The sequence below is a fragment of the Streptomyces griseochromogenes genome, from assembly GCF_001542625.1.
GTDB classification, from domain to species: Bacteria; Actinomycetota; Actinomycetes; order Streptomycetales; family Streptomycetaceae; genus Streptomyces; species Streptomyces griseochromogenes.
Genome location: NZ_CP016279.1, coordinates 409,715 through 427,069 on the forward strand (window position 1 = coordinate 409,715; position 17,355 = coordinate 427,069).

16 protein-coding genes are annotated in these 17,355 nt (G+C 71.4%); 8 read left to right on the top strand and 8 right to left on the bottom strand.

The window, feature by feature from the left end; all coding sequences use genetic code 11:
- Nucleotides 1-39: 39 nt before the first annotated feature.
- Entirely contained in the window at nucleotides 40-1,863 is a 1,824-nt protein-coding gene (locus AVL59_RS01990; protein ID WP_067299491.1) for a bifunctional metallophosphatase/5'-nucleotidase, read from the top strand.
- Nucleotides 1,864-1,974: 111 nt separating this feature from the next.
- On the opposite strand, the gene AVL59_RS01995 is transcribed toward AVL59_RS01990, so the two are convergent.
- The 4 genes from AVL59_RS01995 to AVL59_RS02010 all read right to left on the bottom strand — a co-directional run bounded on the left by AVL59_RS01995 (nucleotide 1,975) and on the right by AVL59_RS02010 (nucleotide 7,654).
- Complete coding sequence (locus AVL59_RS01995) at nucleotides 1,975-2,625, bottom strand: hypothetical protein (protein ID WP_067299492.1); 651 nt, start codon at nucleotides 2,623-2,625, stop codon at nucleotides 1,975-1,977.
- Between the two features lie 66 nt (nucleotides 2,626-2,691).
- Nucleotides 2,692-5,076, bottom strand: coding sequence for a dolichyl-phosphate beta-glucosyltransferase (locus AVL59_RS02000; protein WP_067316785.1), 2,385 nt, complete (start codon nucleotides 5,074-5,076; stop codon nucleotides 2,692-2,694).
- A 428-nt stretch (nucleotides 5,077-5,504) separates the two neighbouring features.
- The gene (locus tag AVL59_RS02005; RefSeq protein WP_067299493.1) at nucleotides 5,505-6,197 is read right to left on the bottom strand and encodes a GntR family transcriptional regulator; all 693 of its coding nucleotides are present in this window, start codon (nucleotides 6,195-6,197) and stop codon (nucleotides 5,505-5,507) included.
- Nucleotides 6,198-6,298: 101 nt separating this feature from the next.
- Complete coding sequence (locus AVL59_RS02010; RefSeq protein ID WP_067299494.1) at nucleotides 6,299-7,654, bottom strand: aspartate aminotransferase family protein; 1,356 nt, start codon at nucleotides 7,652-7,654, stop codon at nucleotides 6,299-6,301.
- Between the two features lie 149 nt (nucleotides 7,655-7,803).
- Here AVL59_RS02010 and AVL59_RS02015 point away from each other — a divergent pair, with 149 nt between their 5' ends.
- The 4 genes from AVL59_RS02015 (at nucleotide 7,804) to AVL59_RS02030 (ending at nucleotide 12,672) form a co-directional block, all read left to right on the top strand.
- Nucleotides 7,804-8,442, top strand: a complete 639-nt coding sequence (locus AVL59_RS02015; protein WP_067299495.1) for a DJ-1/PfpI family protein — start codon at nucleotides 7,804-7,806, stop codon at nucleotides 8,440-8,442.
- Entirely contained in the window at nucleotides 8,439-8,906 is a 468-nt protein-coding gene (locus AVL59_RS02020) for a MarR family winged helix-turn-helix transcriptional regulator (RefSeq protein ID WP_067299496.1), read from the top strand. Before AVL59_RS02015 ends, AVL59_RS02020 begins: the two co-directional genes overlap by 4 nt.
- Nucleotides 8,907-8,986: 80 nt before the next feature.
- Nucleotides 8,987-11,008, top strand: coding sequence for a serine/threonine-protein kinase (locus AVL59_RS02025; protein WP_067299497.1), 2,022 nt, complete (start codon nucleotides 8,987-8,989; stop codon nucleotides 11,006-11,008).
- A 128-nt stretch (nucleotides 11,009-11,136) separates the two neighbouring features.
- On the top strand, nucleotides 11,137-12,672 hold the full coding sequence (locus AVL59_RS02030; RefSeq protein WP_067299498.1) for a substrate-binding domain-containing protein: 1,536 nt from the start codon (nucleotides 11,137-11,139) through the stop codon (nucleotides 12,670-12,672).
- A gap of 10 nt (nucleotides 12,673-12,682) precedes the next feature.
- Here AVL59_RS02030 and AVL59_RS02035 read toward each other — a convergent pair whose 3' ends face one another.
- A complete protein-coding gene (locus AVL59_RS02035; RefSeq protein WP_067316787.1) occupies nucleotides 12,683-13,432 on the bottom strand; it encodes an SLATT domain-containing protein in 750 nt (249 codons plus the stop codon).
- Between the two features lie 316 nt (nucleotides 13,433-13,748).
- On the opposite strand from AVL59_RS02035, the gene AVL59_RS02040 reads away from it, so the two are divergent.
- Genes AVL59_RS02040 through AVL59_RS02050 form a run of 3 tightly spaced genes read left to right on the top strand, consistent with a single transcriptional unit; the run spans nucleotide 13,749 to nucleotide 15,409 of the window.
- A complete protein-coding gene (locus AVL59_RS02040) occupies nucleotides 13,749-14,093 on the top strand; it encodes a YbaB/EbfC family nucleoid-associated protein (RefSeq protein ID WP_079146488.1) in 345 nt (114 codons plus the stop codon).
- Between the two features lie 55 nt (nucleotides 14,094-14,148).
- Nucleotides 14,149-14,748, top strand: a complete 600-nt coding sequence (gene recR / locus AVL59_RS02045; RefSeq protein WP_067004569.1) for a recombination mediator RecR — start codon at nucleotides 14,149-14,151, stop codon at nucleotides 14,746-14,748.
- The gene (locus AVL59_RS02050; protein ID WP_067299500.1) at nucleotides 14,741-15,409 is read left to right on the top strand and encodes a DUF5063 domain-containing protein; all 669 of its coding nucleotides are present in this window, start codon (nucleotides 14,741-14,743) and stop codon (nucleotides 15,407-15,409) included. The genes recR and AVL59_RS02050 overlap by 8 nt, the downstream gene beginning before the upstream one ends.
- 2 nt (nucleotides 15,410-15,411) lie before the next feature.
- Here the strand turns inward: AVL59_RS02050 and AVL59_RS02055 are convergent, their stop codons facing one another.
- From AVL59_RS02055 to AVL59_RS02065, 3 genes are all read right to left on the bottom strand, one after another.
- Complete coding sequence (locus AVL59_RS02055) at nucleotides 15,412-15,807, bottom strand: hypothetical protein (RefSeq protein ID WP_245383831.1); 396 nt, start codon at nucleotides 15,805-15,807, stop codon at nucleotides 15,412-15,414.
- A 193-nt stretch (nucleotides 15,808-16,000) separates the two neighbouring features.
- Nucleotides 16,001-16,819, bottom strand: coding sequence for a class I SAM-dependent methyltransferase (locus tag AVL59_RS02060; protein ID WP_067299502.1), 819 nt, complete (start codon nucleotides 16,817-16,819; stop codon nucleotides 16,001-16,003).
- Complete coding sequence (locus tag AVL59_RS02065; RefSeq protein ID WP_237281419.1) at nucleotides 16,816-17,304, bottom strand: hypothetical protein; 489 nt, start codon at nucleotides 17,302-17,304, stop codon at nucleotides 16,816-16,818. The genes AVL59_RS02060 and AVL59_RS02065 overlap by 4 nt, the downstream gene beginning before the upstream one ends.
- Between the last annotated feature and the right edge of the window lie 51 nt (nucleotides 17,305-17,355).

A 17,355-nucleotide genomic window follows, 5' to 3' on the forward strand; every position in this document is an offset into this window, starting at 1 on the left:
CCATCTGCTCGCGTCAACTCCAGCCTCCCGGGAGCCTGTATGCCCGCCCAGCCCCTCAACCGCCGCACCTTCCTGCAGAAGTCGGCCGTCACCGGCGCCGCCGTCGCCGCCGCGGGAGCGGTCGGCACCGGCACCGCCGAGGCCGCGGAAGCCGGGCACCGGCCCGAAAAGGCCCCGCGTACCTGGTCGTTCTCCATCCTCGGCACGACCGATCTGCACAGCCACGTCTTCGACTGGGACTACTACAAGGACGCCGCCTACAGCGACAAGGCGGGCAACTCGGTGGGCGTGGCGCGGGTGGCCACGCTGATCAAGCAGCAGCGCGAGGCGAAGGGCGAGGACCACGTCCTGCTCGTCGACGCCGGCGACATCATCCAGGGCACGTCCCTGGCCTACTACTTCGCCCGTGTCGACCCGATCACCGGCACCGACGGCAAGCGCGGCCCCAGGCATCCGATGGCCGTCGCCATGAACCACATGCGCTACGACGCCGCGGCCCTCGGCAACCATGAGTTCAACTACGGCATCGAGGTGCTGCGGAAGTTCGAGAGCCAGTGCCACTTCCCGCTCCTCGGCGCGAACGCGCTGGACGCGAAGACGCTGCGTCCCGCCTTTCAGCCGTACACCGTGAAGCGGATCTGTGTGCCGGGCGCCCCGGACATCAAGGTCGGCATCCTGGGCCTCACCAACCCCGGCATCGCGCTGTGGGACAAGGACAACGTCAGCGGCAAGATGGTCTTCCCGGGCCTGGTCGAGCAGGCGAAGAAGTACGTTCCGCGGATGCGTGCGCTCGGCTGTGACGTGGTGTTCCTGACGGACCACTCGGGCCTCGACGGCTCCTCGTCCTGGGGCGACTCGCTCCCGTACGTCGAGAACGCCTCGAACCTGGTGGCCGAACAGGTGCCGGGCATCGACGCGATCCTCGTCGGCCACACCCACGTCGAAGTCCCCTCCTACACGGTGAAGAACGCGGAGACCGGAGAGGAGGTCCTCCTCTCCGAGCCGTACTGCTGGGGCTACCGCCTGAGCGTCTTCGACTTCGAACTCGAACTCCACCACGGCCAGTGGAAGGTGACGAGCAAGACGGCGCAGACCCTCAACCCCAAGGACGTGGACGAGGACCCGGAGATCAAGAAGCTCCTGGAGGCCGACCACGAGCTGGTCGTGAAGTACGTGAACACGGCGGTCGGCACCTGCACGCAGGACCTCTCGGCGGCGGAGTCCTGCTGGAAGGATGTGCCGATCATGGACTTCATCCACAAGGTCCAGATGGAGACGGTGAAGGCCGGGCTCTCGGCGTCGGACGCGGCGCTCCCGCTGATCTCGGTCGCCGCGCCCTTCAGCCGCACGGCCGACATCCCCCAGGGCAACGTCACGATCAAGGACATCGCGGGGCTCTACATCTACGACAACACCCTGTACGGCAAGAAGCTGACGGGCGCCCAGCTCAAGGACTACCTGGAGTACGGGGCGAAGTACTACCACCAGGTCCCGGCCGGCACGAAGGTCGACACCGCGACCCTCACCAACGCCAACAACTTCTGGGACTACATGTACGACACGGCGGCGGGCGTCGGCTACGAGATCGACATCGCGCAGGCGGAGGGGTCGAGGATCAAGAACCTCACCTACAACGGCGCCCCGGTCGCCGACGACCAGGTCTTCGTCGTGGCGGTCAACAACTACCGGGCGAACGGCGGTTCGGGCTACCCGCACATCGCCTCGGCGCCGAACGCGTACAGCTCCACGAACGAGATCCGCCAGCTCATGATCGACTACGTGACGGCGAAGAAGACCCTCGACCCGGCCGACTTCGCGGCCACCAACTGGAAGCTGACGCAGGCCGGGACGCCGGTGTTCTGAGACGCGCGTTCCCGCGCCGACGGGCCGGTCCTTCGAGGCCGGGGCGGTCGTGACACAAGCTAGGAGGGCGCCCCCCCGGCGGGGGCGCCCTCCTCGTCTTCGGGCCGGGACTCAGCTGAACACGATCATCGACCCCTGGGCCAGGGATCGCGTCGCCGCCGCGTGCAGGCCGAGCCACACATGGCGCTCGCGGGCGAAGGGGCTGGGGTCGTACGGCGCCGGGACGGCCGGTTCCTCCAACTCCGTGGGGGCGGAGGGGGGTTCGGGCGCGGCCGGGGGGTTGGCCGGATCGATGCCGATCGACGGCGCCACGTACTCCAGTTCCCTCAGCAGCGTCTGCGCGGAGCCCAGGGGGCCGCCGCCCGCGAGGAGCTCGTCGCTGGACAGCGGGTGCGGGAAGTCGACGGGGACGTACGCGCCCGCGTGGTCGTAGTGCCAGACCAGGTGGGACTGCTGGGCCGTCGACTCGAACATCTCCAGCAGCTGCTCGTAGTCGCCCCCGAGCTCGTCCACCGGGGTCACCGGCAGCCCGCACACCTGGAGCAGGTAGGCCCGGCGCAGGAAGTGCAGCGCGTCGTAGTCGAAGCCGGCCACGGGGGCGACGTCGCCGGACAGGCCCGGCATGTACTGGTACACCGGCACCGGCGGCAGCCCGGCCGCGGCCAGCGCGTTGTTGTAGTGCGCGAGTTCCTCGGCGAACGGGTTGTCCGGGGTGTGGCACAACACGTCCACGAGCGGTACCAGCCACAGATCACAGGCCAAAGAGAGCTCCTCACACAGCGTGTTGTTCACGGCACGGGTAAGCAGAGTAGTTGGTGCGGTGCGGGCTCAGCTGCCCCTGTGCAGGTCCCATACCCAGACGCCGCCGGTCCACTTCCCGTCCCTCCCGGTCAGCCTGTTCAGGACGGTTCGCAGGGCGCCGTCGTTGGGCTGCGGGGCCAGCACCAGGGCGCCCGCCTTCCAGTAGGCGAAGTCCTGCCGGGCCTGCGCCCGCCACTCCTTGCCGATCACCGGGGCCACGCCCGTGTAGCCCACGTCCCGGAGCATGTTGGAGGTGTAGCGGGGGGAGGCGCCGTAGATGCCGATACGGTCCTTGCCCCAGGGGCCGTTGAAGTAGCCGCCGGGCAGCTTGAAGCCCAGGTGGGCCGCTGTCTGCCAGTGCAGGGCCTCGGCGGCGCCCGGGTCGGGCAGCGGCACGGGGACCAGGGTCTCGCCTTCGTGGACGTACGACTTCCACGTCCCCTCCGTGATGAACGCCGGCACCGCGACCCGGTCCGTGGACTTCAGCGGGGCCGGGATCAGCGGGAGCAGCGCGAGGGCCACGCCCAGCAGGCCGAGGTACTGGCTGGTCGGGTTCCGGGAGGCGGCGGCCCGGTCGACGGCGAGCGCGAGGAGCATGCCGAGGGCCGGTGCGCAGATCATCGCCACGCGGCCCTCGATGACCGACTCGAACAGCGGCTTGTGGGCGAGCAGGGCCCAGGGGCCGGGGCAGACGATGTCGGTGAGCGGGATGCGGATCTTCGGGCCGAGGGAGAGGACCGCGGCGGCCACCGTCGTGAACGCCAGCGCCTTGACCAGCGCGTTGTCCCACAGCCGTACGACGATCGCGAAGGCGACGGCGACCAGCGGCCAGCCGTAGAAGGCGTTCTGTTCGGTCGGGTTCAGGGAGAGCGAGCCCGCGATCTGCGCGTCGCCCGCGACCAGCGAGCGCTCGGCGAAGGCGAGCAGGGACAGGGGGCTGTTGCCCGCGTTGTCGCCGTGCAGGATGCCCTGGTAGCTCTGCGGTCCGGCGAACTGCCAGTACAGCGCGTATCCCGCCAGGGGCAGGCAGACCGCCGAGCCGATCAGCAGGCCCTTCAGCAGGGGCCGCCAGGCCGCCCGCGCCACGTCCCGGCGTACGGCGCCGTAGGCGGCGGCGAACAGGGCCGTTCCGATCGACGCGAGCAGCAGGGGCTCCTCGCCGAGGAAGACCTGGTACGCGGCCATCAGGCCGAGCACGATCCCGTCCCGGACCACCCGGGCGCCCGTGGCGAGGCGCAGGGCTCGGTCGATGATCAGCGGGATCATGAAGAGGATCACGAAGTTGGGGTGCGCGTTGGCGTGGCTGACCATCGGCGGCGCGAAGGCCGCGAGGGACGCCCCGACGAAGGCCGCGCTCCTGCGCCGTACGACCCGTTTCACGATCAGCCGGTACCAGGCGGCGGCGGTGGCGGCGATGCCGAGGGCCATGCAGACACTGAGCGAGACGGCGGGGCCGAACAACAGGGTGATGGGGGCGAAGGGCACCGACAGGCCCAGCATGGCGGTGTTGGCCATGAGGTTGACGCCGTCGGGGAAGCCCTGCAGGTCGGTGAAGAGCGGGTTGTGCAGATGGGCGACGCTGTCGGCGGTGACCGCGAAGAACCACTCCCACTGGTTCTGGTCCTGCATGGAGTCGGTCAGATAGCGGTGTGAGGGGGCGAAGAAGCGGCCGGAGTACAGGGCCACCGACATCAGGAGGAAGAGGGCGGTGGCGAGGAGGTCGGCGGGGCGCAGGGAGCGGGCCCTGATGCGGGCGAGGTCGGTGAGGACGCGAAGGTAGTCGAGGGGGCCGACCTTGGAGCCGGGGCGGTGGCTCCAGCGGACCGGGACCTCGGCGATGGGCCGGCCGGCGCGGTGGAAGTGGTGCAGCACCTCCACGTCGATGCCCCAGCCGTCGAGGCGGGCGGCGCCGAAGGCCTCGCGTGCGCGGTCGCCCTCGAACAGTTTGAAGCCGCACTGGGTGTCCCGGATCCCCGGTACGGCCGTGCGGCGTATCAGGAGGTTTCCGGCGCGGCCCAGCAGTTCGCGTGTGCGGTGCTGGCGGTGGGCTATGTCCGCGCCGGGTACCGAGCGGGAGCCGATGGCGGCCGTGTTGCCCTCGCTGAGGGCCTTGTCGAGGCGCTCCAGTTCCTCGATGGGGGTGGACAGGTCGGCGTCGGTGGTCAGGACCCGGTGGCCGCGGGAGACGGCGACGCCGAGGCGCAGGGCGTGGCCCTTGCCCCGGTTGCGGGGGCTGGTGACGAGGCGGACCCGCGGCCGGTTCAGCGCCGGGACCTCGCGGGTGCCGTCGGTCGATCCGTCGTCGACGACGATCACCTCCCAGGTGCCCCAGCGGCCCTCGTGGTCGGTGAGGTAGGTGGTGATGGCGTCGAGGGTGGGGGCGAGGCGGTGTTCCTCGTTGTAGGCGGGGATGACGACGGAGAGGTCGACCGCCGCCCCGGCTTCGCCTCCGCCGCCGTCTTCGTTCCCGCCCGCACCACCCGTGCGGCGCTCGCGGCCGGGTGCGGACGGCCCCGGGACGTACGCGCCGTCGGCGGCTCGCTGGTGGGGGATGGGCGTCGGGGAGGGGACGTCGCCGGGGTGCGGGCCCGGGCGGTCGGCTTCGGGGCGGATGTGCCCAGGGCCTGCGGGCCGGTTGTGTCCGGGTCCTGCGAGGTGGCTGTGTCCGGGTCCTGCGAAGTGGCCGTCTCCGGCCCCTGCGGGGTGGACGTGTCCGGGCTCTGGGGAGTGATCTTGTCCGGGCACGGTGGAGTGGTTGTGTCCTGGCCCTGTGGGGCGGTCGTGTGCGGGCCCTGCGGGGTGGGTTCCGGCAGGGCGGGCGGGATCGGTCGTGGGGCCCGTCATTCCGAGGCCAGACGTTCGACCAGGGCCAGGGAGTGGGCGTTGGCGGCGGCCATGATGGTGCGGGCCTTCTCCGTCTCGCGGCGGGTGAGGGCGTCGACCAGGTCGGTGTGGCCGGACCACAGGCGGCCGCGTACGTCGGGCAGGCGGCGCAGGTGCTGGACCGCGCAGACCCAGGACTGCACCCGCAGCCGGTGCAGGAAGTCGGCGAGGTAGGGGTTGCCGAACAGGCCGCTCAGCTCGCGCCAGAAGCGCAGGTCGTAGCCGATGAGCACGGTCAGGTCACCGGCCGCCGCGGCTCGCTCGGCCTCCTCGCCGCGCCTGCGTACCGCCGCCAGGGCCGCCACCGTCCGTGGGTCCTCGGTGTCGGCGAAGGTCGTGTGACCGGCGGCGAGGGCCTGGAACATACCGTCGGTGACCAGACTGCGGGCCTCGATCATGTCCCGGTAGTCGGCGAGGGAGTACTCGGGAACGCGGAAGCCGCGGTGCTGGTCGGCCTCCAGGATGCCCTGCGCGGACAGGTCGACCAGCGCCTCGCGGACCGGGGTCGCCGAGACGCCGTACTGGTCGGCGATCTCCTTGACGGTGAACGCCCGGCCCGGCCGCAGACGTCCCGCCAGCACCTCGTCACGCAGCGCGTCCGCGATCTGCTGGCGCAGGGTGCTGCGCGTCACGGTGCCGTTGCCGGGCATCGTCCGGGCCTCTCCTCACACGTTCGGGTGACGTACTCGCCATCTCTTACGAGCACGCCACCTTACGCGTTCGGGTTCCCGGGAGGGCAGACGCCGATCGGCTACGCGGTGTACTCGTCGGCGACGCTCAGCGCCGCGTCCAGTGCCGCGAGGCCTTCCTTCAGCTCGGCCTCCGTGACGTTGCAGGGCGGCACGACGTGGGTCCGGTTCATGTTGACGAAGGGCCACAGGCCGTGCCGCTTGGCGGCGGCACCGAACGCGGCCATGGGCGCGTTCGCCTCGCCGGCCGCGTTGTACGGCACCAGCGGCTCCCGGGTCTCCCGGTTCTTCACCAGGTCCAGCGCCCAGAACATGCCGACACCGCGGACCTCGCCGACGCTCGGGTGCCGCTCGGCCAGCTCGGCCAGGGCCGGGCCGACGACGCTCTCGCCGAGCCGCCTGGCGTTCTCGACGACGCCCTCCTCCTCCATCACCTTGATCGTGGCGACGGCGGCCGCGCAGGCCAGCGGGTGCCCGGAGTAGGTGAGACCGCCGGGGTAGGGGCGCTTGGCGAAGGTCTCGGCGATCTCCGCGGAGATGGCGACGCCGCCGAGCGGGACGTAACCCGAGTTCACGCCCTTGGCGAAGGTCATCAGGTCCGGCACGACGCCGAACAGGTCCGCCGCGAACCACTCACCGGTGCGCCCGAACCCGGCCATGACCTCGTCCAGGACGAAGACGATGCCGTACTTGTCGCAGATCTCGCGGACGCCGGCCAGGTAGCCGGGCGGCGGGACCATGATCCCGGCGGTGCCGGGCACGGTCTCCAGGATGATCGCCGCGACCGTGCCCGGCCCCTCGAAGGCGATCGTCGTCTCCAGGTGCTCCAGGGCCCGCGCGGTCTCCTGCTCCTCGGTCTCGGCGTAGAAGCGGGAGCGGTAGAGGAAGGGCGCCCAGAAGTGGACGACGCCGGCGCTGCCGCTGTCCGAGGCCCAGCGGCGCGGGTCACCGGTGATGTTCACGGCCTGCTGGGTGCCGCCGTGGTACGACCGGTAGGCCGAGAGCACCTTCGGGCGGCCCGTGTGCAGCCGGGCCATGCGCACCGCGTGCTCGACGGCGTCCGCGCCGCCGTTGGTGAAGAAGATCTTGTCCAGGTCGCCGGGGGTCCGCTCGGCGATCAGCCGGGCCGCCTCCGAGCGCGCCTCGACCGCGAACGCGGGCGCGAAGGTCGTCATCGTCGCCGCCTGCTCCTGGATGGCCGCGACGACCTTGGGGTGCTGGTAGCCGATGTTGGTGAAGACGAGCCCGCTGGTGAAGTCCAGGTACCGCGTGCCGTCGTAGTCCCAGAAGTACGACCCCTCGGCGCCGGCGACGGCGAGCGGGTCGATGAGGTCCTGGGCCGACCAGGAGTGGAAGACATGCGCACGGTCCGCGGCCTTCACTGCGGCGCCGGCGTCGGGGTTGGGCTGAGGGGTCATGCGGGCGAGCGTAAATGTCCGGGATGCGGACGCGACATCGGCGTCTTGTTCCTTGGACGGGGGATTTCCACGACAGGTTGTCGAAGGAGGGGGTGTGAGGGCGACGTTCGCGTATTGACAGGATGCTGTCGTGGCGACAGCCTCCTGTCATGAATGAAGCGACGCGCAAGCCCGTGCATCTGGCGGTCTACGACAGCCTCGCCGACTGGGAGACGGGGCACACGACCGCGCATCTCGCCCGCGCCGGGTACCAGGTCCTGACCGTGGCCATCGGCCGTGAGCCGGTCATGAGCATCGGCGGGCTGCGGATCCGGCCCGACCTGGCGCTCGCGGATCTCCGCGCCGAGGACAGCTCCCTGCTGATCCTCCCGGGCGCCGATCTCTGGACCCGGACGTCAGCCGCTGCCGCGGCGGGCACGGACGGCCTGGCCCCCTTCGCCCGCTCGGCCCGCGCCTTCCTCGACGCGGGTGTGCCCGTCGCCGCGATCTGCGGAGCCACGGCGGGCCTCGCCCGCGAGGGCCTGCTCGACGACCGCGCCCATACCAGCGCGAGCCCCCACTACCTGGCCGCCACCGAGTACGCCGGCTCCGACCGCTACGTCGAGGCCGACGCGGTCACCGACCGCGACCTGATCACCGCCGGGCCCACCGAACCCGTCGCCTTCGCCCGGGAGGTGTTCCGGCTCCTCGGGGTGTACGAGGGCGAGGTGCTGGACGCCTGGTACCGGCTGCACCACGACTCCGACGTCCAGGCGTACTTCGCCCTCCAGCAGGCGGCGGCCCGGTGAGCCGGGAACGCCAGGAACTGCTCAGCAGGGGTGCGCTCGGGGTCTTCCGGCTCAATGGACAGTTCCTGGGTGTCGCCGAGGAGCTGGCGCGGCCGGCCGGGCTCACCGCCGCCTGGTGGCAGGTGCTCGGAGCGGTGCTGCCCGGGCCGCTGCCGGTGTCGGGCATCGCGCGGGCCATGGGGATCACCCGGCAGAGCGTGCAGCGCGTCGCCGATCTGCTGGTGGAGCGGGGGCTCGCCGAGTACCGGCCGAACCCGGCCCACCGCCGGGCGAAACTCCTCGCGCCCACCGAGCGGGGGCGGGCGGCCGTGGCGCGGATCGGCCCCGGGCACGCGGCCTTCGCCGACCGGCTCGCGGCGACGATGGGACAGGCCGAACTCGCCGAGGCCGTACGGCTCCTGGAACGGCTGTCGGCGGTCCTGGACGAGCTGGGGCCGCCCGACGGGGCTGTTACGGAACCGTAGACCCCGGTCCGCGCGACTGTCCGTAGGATCGCACTATTCTCGGTCCGTTGCAGACCTATGGGGGGGAAGGCGGCGCGGGGATGGAGAAGCTGGGACCGGGGGATCCGCAGAGGATCGGGGCGTACCGGTTGCTCGCGCGGCTGGGCGCGGGCGGTATGGGGCATGTGTATCTGGCCCGGTCGGACCGGGGCCGCACCGTCGCCGTGAAGCTGGTCCGCGAGGAGCTGGCCGCGCAGGAGGAGTTCCGGGCGCGGTTCCGTCAGGAGGTGCGGGCCGCGCGGCGGGTCGGCGGGCACTGGACCGCGCCCGTGCTGGACGCGGACACGGAGGCCGCGGTGCCCTGGGTGGCCACCGGGTATGTCGCCGGGCCGAGCCTGCAGCAGGTCGTCGGCCGCGATCACGGTGCGCTGCCCGAGCGGTCGGTACGGATCCTCGCGGCGGGGCTCGCGCACGCGCTGAAGGACATCCACGCGGCGGGGATCGTGCACCGGGATCTGAAGCCGTCGAACGTGCTGGTGACCATCGACGGACCGCGGGTGATCGACTTCGGGATCGCGCGGGCGATGGAGACGCTCGCGGGGGAGGGGCTGACCCGTACCGGGTCGCTGGTGGGGTCGCCCGGGTTCATGGCGCCGGAGCAGGTGCGCGGGGACCGGATCACGCCGGCCTGCGATGTGTTCTGCCTCGGGTCCGTGCTCGCCTATGCCTCGACCGGTGTGCTGCCCTTCGGGGGTGCGAACAGCGGTGTGCATGCCCTGATGTTCCGGATCGCCCAGGAGGAGCCGGACCTGGAGGGGGTGCCGGAGGGGGTCGCGGATCTGGTGCGGGAGTGCCTGCGGAAGGACCCCGCCGCCCGGCCCTCGCTGGATCGGATCCTGGAGCGCACGGGGGCGGAGGACACGGTGGCCGGGGGGCGGTCCCGGGATCCGTGGCTGCCGGGGGCGTTGGTGGCGCAGCTGGGGCGGCATGCGGTGCAGCTGCTGGAGACCGAGGATCCGGAAGGGGGACCGGAGCCGGAGCCGGAGTCGGGTGCGGACGGCCCCGGTGGGGCGGAGGCGCCGTCGTCCGCTGCGGGTGCCGGTGCCGGTGCCGGTGCCGGTGCGGGTGCGGGCGCTGGTGGTGATCGGGCGGGAGTGCCCATGCCCCTCTGGGCTCGGCAGCAGGGTGATTCCGGAGGGTCTCCGGAGCATGCGTCCGTGGCCGATGACGGGGCCGTGGCGGGGGCCGCGCCCGCGGACCAGGGCGGGGCGGGCCGCCCGGCCGAGGGAAGCGGTGGGGCCGTCAATCACCTTCCGACCGTGGTGTCCGGGCAGACTCCGCCGCCCTCCCCGCCTCCCGCGATTCCCGGGTACGGCGCGCCCGGCCCGTACGGCTATCCGCAACAGCCCCAGCAGCACCCGCAGCATCCGCAGCCCCCTTCCGCCGCCTACGGATACCCGCAGCAGCCGTACAACCCCTATGCCGGCGGCGGGCTCGGTTCCACGCCGCCCTACGGTCCGCCGGCGGTCGGTGCTCCGCAGGAGCCGGAGCGCAGGAACGGGCGGTCGACCGCGCTGCTCGTCGTGATCGCGCTGGTGGTGGCGCTGGGCGCGGGCGGGTCGGTGTACGCGCTGATGAAGAGGGGCGGTCACGGCACGGCCGACCGGACGGTCAGCCCCGGGCCGGTCATCGGCTCGACGCCGCCGGGCACCTTCCGAGCGCCCGGCCCGACGTCTTCGGCGGCTTCCTCCTCCGCGCCCGCGGACGGCGTGATCCCGGACGGCTACCTGGGTACCTGGGAGACCACGATCGACAACGCCAACGGCTCCAACACCCGTGAACTGACCATCCAGCAGGGCCAGGTCGGCGACACGGTCCTCACGCTTGTCGCGGACGGACCCACCGACGACGGCGGCACGTACCACTGTGTCTTCGAGGCGAAGCTCACCGAACAGCCGGACAGCGACGGCCCGTTGGAGGTCGGCCCGTCCACGGTCTCCTCCGGTGAGCCGATGTCGTCCTGCTCCCCCGGCGAGGCCACCGAGGTGACGCTGCAGCCGGACGGGAAGCTGAGGCGAGTGAAGCGGAGCGGCGGGGAGAGCCTGACGTACACCAAGCGATGAGATGAACGGGCGTTGCTCCAGAGGCAGTTGAACGTTCGGCGAACTTCGGCGGACGCGTCCGGTTCGTCCCCTTCCTCGCGCGTACCGTGACCGCACCATCCGACTCCGGGCAGTGGCGGGGGCACCCCATGGAGTGGCTGAGCGCGGAGAACATCGTCGCCGTCGGAACAGCGGTGCTGGGCATCGCCGCGTCCGCGGGCATGGTCTGGTACGAGCGCCGGGTGCCGCGCCGCAGACGCGTCGGCTACCGCGTGCAGATGGACAACCCCATAGGCGACGACGTCCGTTCGGGTCGGGCCAACCGCCGGTTCGGCCTCCTGCTCTTCGACTTCGACGGGGCGCCGGACATGAGCGACGCCACGCTCGTCCTGCTCCGCATCGAGAACGACGGCTCGCTGGGCATCGACCGCGACGACTACACCAGCCCCGAACTCCACGGCCTGACCGCGGTGTTCACGGACCGCACCGTCCGCGGCGTCTCGGTCACCCAGCCGACCGACACCGGCCATCTGATGGACCACTTCACCGCCGAGCGCGGCTTCGGCTACGAGGGCAACACCCTGCGCATCCCGCGCGTCCCGCTGAACAAGGGGGACCACTTCAAGCTGCTCGTGCTGCTGTCCGGCGGGGACGTCGGCCGGGACATCCGGATCGTCGGCGGGATCAAGGAGGGCGAGGTCCATCCCAACCGCAGCGCCACACCCGACGACAAGCCGCCGCTGTTCAGCCGCGCGTCCCGGCTCATCACCATCATGCTGACGCTGTCCGTGGTGACCCTGGCGGCGATCGTCGTGGCCCGCGACGACACCCCGCCCCCGATCGGCTGTGCGAAGGGCAGGCTGACCGTCACGGGGTCGACCGCGTTCGAACCGGTGATGCGGGAGGTGGCGAAGAAGTACGAGGAGGACTGCGCGGGCTCCACCATCACGGTGGACGCGCACGGATCGACGGCGGGCATCCGGGAGCTGGCCGCGACCGGAGCGGCGGCGAAGGGCTCGCCCGCGCTGGTGGCCCTCTCCGACGGTCCCAAGCCCGCCGACATGCCCGAACTCCGCGAGAACCGGGTCGCGTTGTCGGTCTTCACCCTGGTCGTGAACGACGACGTGGGAGTGCGGGACCTCTCGATCGGGGACGTGCGACGCCTGTACCGGGGCGAGATCACCAACTGGCGTCGGCTGGGCGGCCGTTCACTGCCGGTGCACCTGGTCAGCCGGGACGCCAACTCCGGGACCCGGCAGGTCTTCCAGCGGCATGTGCTGGGCCGGGGCGAGATGGCGAACTCCTCCGTCGACTGCGTCCACAAGGACGACCCGACGGCGCCGGTGATCCGCTGCGAACTCGACTCCACCGACCAGGTGCTGACCGAGGTGGCCGAGCTGCCCGGCGCCATCGGCTACAGCGAGCTCAACCTGGCCGCCCGGGCCAAGGGCCTGCACGTCCTGGACCTGGACGGCGACGCGCCCTCGGTGGACGCCATCGAACACGGCCACAGCACGTATCCGTACCGCGAGATCGAATACGCCTACACCTACGGCCAGCCGCCCGCGGACTCACTGGCCTCGAGCTTCCTGACGTACCTGTCCCGGGGGAACGGCCAGGACATCGTCCGCACCCACGGGCATGTGCCCTGCTGGACTCCGGAGGGCATGAAGCTGTGCGCTTAGCCAGGTGGGCCTATCGAGGCTCCGGCGGCCGCTGTCTGGGCATGTTCGGGCGGGCGCCGTTCGCCGGGGGGAGCGGAAACCTTCCTACAGGCCCGGCCGACTCGGCGCGTGAGCCCGACGCCACCGCCGTCTGGATGCCGAGGGGTGCCGGCCCGGTCCGGAACTCCACCATCCAGTCGGCCGTCTCCGTGCGCACCAGCTCCAGCACGTCCTCGGAGAAGCGCCGCAGCACTCCCAGGCACCGCTCGGCGGCCTCGCTCGCCGTCCCCTCCGCCGGCCCCAGCACCTCGCGCACGCTCTCCGACGCCCAGTCGAACTGCAGCGCCTGCAGCCGCCGCTGCACGGCCTGCGCGGTGGCCACGTCCCTTATCCATCCGGAGGTGACGCCGAAGTACCGGTCGATCCCGACGCACGCCACCGCGAGCATCAGCGCGAGATATCCCCAGGGCGCGACCCCGCCGACCACCCCGGTCAGATCAAGCAGCGGCAGCGCGGCCCCGCAGACCGCCCCCGCCGCCGCCCCGGTCCGCAGCACCCGCGCCCCCCGCCGCTTCCACACCCGGTCCGCCAGATACCAGGCCGCCGTCCGCAGCGCCCCCTCCTCCACCCAGCGGTACAGCTCGTCGAGCCGCTCGGCGGGCTCCGCCCAGTCCCCGAGCGGGAACGCCCGCCCGGTCAGATCGCCCGGCCGCAGCCCGGCCGCACCCTCGCCCCGCCCGTCCTGAGGCGGCCCCTCGGGCTGCATCTCCGGCTGACCCACCCGGCACTCCCTACTGAACACGAGACCGAACACGGCACTGAACACGGCCGGTGACATTGCGTGACATTGCATGTCGAGGCGCGGCACCTTTCCTACCGCCCAATGGGTGGCTCGGACGTAGCTTTCCCGGCTTTTCCGCTCGGAAGAGGGTCTTGATCAGGTATAGGGCTGCCATTGCTCTCACTCGAAAGAGTGGCGGGGCGATGGCCGCGTAGACCACGTAGGCTCGTGCACAACGGAGAAACGGCGTTGTGGACGAAGCGCCACGCGGAACGCCGCGCAACGCCGAAGAGCGACGAGGAACCAGGAGCTGATCGTGATCCCCGGTGGTGGCCAGCCCAACATGCAGCAGTTGCTCCAGCAGGCCCAGAAGATGCAGCAGGACCTGCAGCAGGCGCAGGAGGAACTGGCGAACACGGAGGTCGACGGGCAGGCGGGCGGCGGCCTGGTCAAGGCCACCGTCACCGGCTCCGGTGAGCTGCGCGCCCTGAAGATCGACCCGAAGGCGGTCGACCCGGAGGACACCGAGACCCTCGCCGACCTGATCGTGGCGGCCGTCCAGGCGGCCAACGAGAACGCGCAGACGCTCCAGCAGCAGAAGCTGGGCCCGCTGGCCCAGGGTCTGGGCGGCGGCAGCGGCATCCCGGGCCTGCCCTTCTAAGTCGGGCCGCGGGCAACTACGGTACGTACTGAAAGACTCCAGGAAGGTCAGTCCGTTGTACGAAGGCGTGGTCCAGGACCTCATCGACGAGCTGGGGCGGCTGCCCGGCGTCGGTCCCAAGAGCGCGCAGCGGATCGCCTTCCACATCCTTCAGGCGGAGCCGACGGACGTGAAACGGCTCGCGCAGGCGCTCCTGGAGGTCAAGGCGAAGGTCCGCTTCTGCGCGACCTGCGGCAACGTGGCACAGGAGGAGCTGTGCAACATCTGCCGCGACCCGCGCCGCGACCCGTCGGTGATCTGCGTGGTGGAGGAGCCCAAGGACGTCGTCGCCGTCGAGCGCACCCGCGAGTTCCGGGGCCGCTACCACGTGCTCGGCGGCGCGATCAGCCCGATCGAGGGTGTCGGCCCCGACGACCTGCGTATACGAGAACTTCTCGCGCGGTTGGCCGACGGGACGGTCACGGAGCTGATCCTGGCCACGGACCCGAATCTGGAAGGCGAGGCCACGGCCACGTACCTCGCCCGCATGATCAAGCCCATGGGCCTGAAGGTCACCCGCCTGGCCAGCGGCCTCCCGGTGGGTGGCGACCTGGAATACGCGGACGAGGTCACCCTCGGCCGCGCCTTCGAGGGGAGACGACTCCTAGATGTCTGACGCCACGCTGCACGCCACGTCGCAGAACCCGGACGACTTCGCGGTCCAGATCGCGGACCAGGTCGAGAGCTTCCTGGTGGCCGTCACGGAGGTGGCGAAGGGCGACGAGCCCGACTCGGCCGTTCCCTTCCTCCTCCTGGAGGTCTCCCAGCTCCTGCTGGCCGGCGGCCGCCTGGGCGCCCACGAGGACATCGTCCCCGACGAGCGCTACGAGCCCGATCTGGGCCCCGAGCCGGACGTGGACGAACTGCGCGAGAACCTGGCCCGTCTCCTCGAACCCGTCGACATCTACTCCGAGGTCTTCGACCCCTACGAGCCCCGCAAGGCCCCCGTCCCGGCCCGTATCTCCGACGACCTCGCCGACGTCATCACCGACCTGCGCCACGGCATGGCCCACTACCGCTCCGGCCGCACCACCGAGGCCCTGTGGTGGTGGCAGTTCTCCTACTTCTCCAACTGGGGCGGCACCGCCTCCGCCACCCTGCGTGCCCTGCAGTCCCTGGTCGCCCACGTCCGCCTGAACCAGCCCCTGGAGGAACTGGACGGCCTCGACACCGACCAGGCCACCATGGGTGACGAGACCCTGGAGTTCGAGGCGGGCAGGGTCATGGCACAGGAGATCGGCGGGCCGCTGGGGATGCGCCCGGCCAAGCAGCCGTAGCCTCACCGGGCGACGGCGGCGAGCAGAGACTCCGGATCGACGTACGGGGCCTGCGGAGTCGGCTCGCTGTACCACCGCAGGGGCCAGGTGTTGCCGTCCAGCGCCGGGATCCCGATGTAGGTGACGGTACGCACGCCTCTCCCGCCGAACTGCTGCACACCGATCGGCCAATGGCGCCTCCGCACCTCACCGGGTGCCAGCAGGAAGTACATCCACCGGAAGCCGACCACCTCGCACACGATCGGCCCCGCGTCCCCGTCCGCCGCCTCGATGAGCCGCTCGGTGACCCGTTCCCCTCGTACGCCCTCGATCCGTACGGCGTCGAAGTGCACGCCCGCGATGCGAAGTTGATGCCCCGCGACCGGGATCCAGTCGGGGCGGTGAGTTGCGTTGTCCATGGTCACACGGTGGCGTCGACGGGCCTACGCTCGGTAGCGACTGAGGTGATACACGCCGGGGTGCATCCGCCGGAGGTGCGTGCCGTGTCGGGTCAGTACAACTCCCAGCCACCTGCCACCTGCCACCTGCCGCCTGGCGCTACAGCGGGAACCGGATACGGAGTGCGGCCGACGGCGATAGCCAAGTCGGCTCTCAGCGACGGCAGACGAGGACGCCGCCCAGGCACGTGACTTCGAAGGCCCCGAGTCGGGCGATGTGATCAACGAGGATCGCGCGGGCCCGCTCGATCGTGGCCTCGAACGGCACGTCGTGCTGGTCTGCCCACGCCCGGTAGGAGGCCATGTGCGCGACGACCGGCTCGGGATCGTGGACCGTGATAGTGCCGGGCAGCTCGATCGTCTCCACCCGGCCGAACTCCTCGCCGAGGAAGGCCGGGGCCTTCTCCAGGGAGAAGCGGGCGCTGAGCGAGATGCGGGCCGGGCCGCGTCCGGTGCCGAGGACGTCGCCCGCAGCCCGCTGCCACAGGTCGTCGAGTTCGGCCTTGTCCCGGTCGCTGTTGGTGGAGGCGATCACCGCCCCGTCACGAGTCACGACGCGGGACAGCTCCCTGACCGCCTGCGGGATGTCCGGGACGTGGTACAGCATGTGCAGGGCCAGGGCGGCGTCGACGCTCGCTGTGCCCAACGGCAGGCGGGTGGCATCTGCCACAGCGACCGGGCCGGGCACGCCGACGAGGATGCCGGGGGCGATGTCCAAGCCGAGCACAGCCAGCTCAGGCCGATCGTCGCGGAGCCGCTGGATGAACTTGCCGTTGCCGCAGCCGACATCGACCACTCGTCCGTGTACGCCGCTCAGCTGCTCGGCGACGATGCCGGGCAGGTCGTAACGGGGCGTCTGCCACTGGTACAACGACTGGCGGGCGGCCAGGTCCCGGTCGCTGTTGTAGGCGCTCCCTGCGAGGCGGCTCCGGTCGGTGACGGCGGCGTCGTGTGCGGCGGACAGTTCGGTCACGTCGGCAGCTCCGGTGGGTGGGCGGCGGGCGAGGCCGCGAGGACGGCCGTGTGCTGGAGTCGTTCGCGAAGGTGTGCGGCCTGCGCGGCTCCACCGTACTGCGGCCTGCCCAGCTCCCGGCCCAGAGCGGTGAGTCGGCGCACGATGCTGGCCGACATGCGCTCCGGTGGGGAATCGAGGACGAATCCGAGCATCGCCTCGGTGCCGTCCAAGTCGCCCAGGAGCAGATGACCGCGGGCGAGATCGACATGGGCTGCGAACAAGTCGCCGACCGACTGGTCGTCGTCCTCGGCACTGCGGTAGAGCCGGACTGCGGTGTCCGCGCTGGCGATGGCTTGCCGGACGTGCTCCCGCCCGCCCACGGCCAGGTGGCTCGTCCCGGCGTACGCGAACTGCTTGGCGGCAGGGAAGGCGAAGATGCCCGGCACCTCGTCGTGACCCGGCATCGCCTCACGCGAGCGCTCGGCGTCCGCCAAGGCGGCCACCGCGCCCGCCTGGTCTCCGGCTATGGCGAGCGCCCGCGCCTCCAGGCTCGC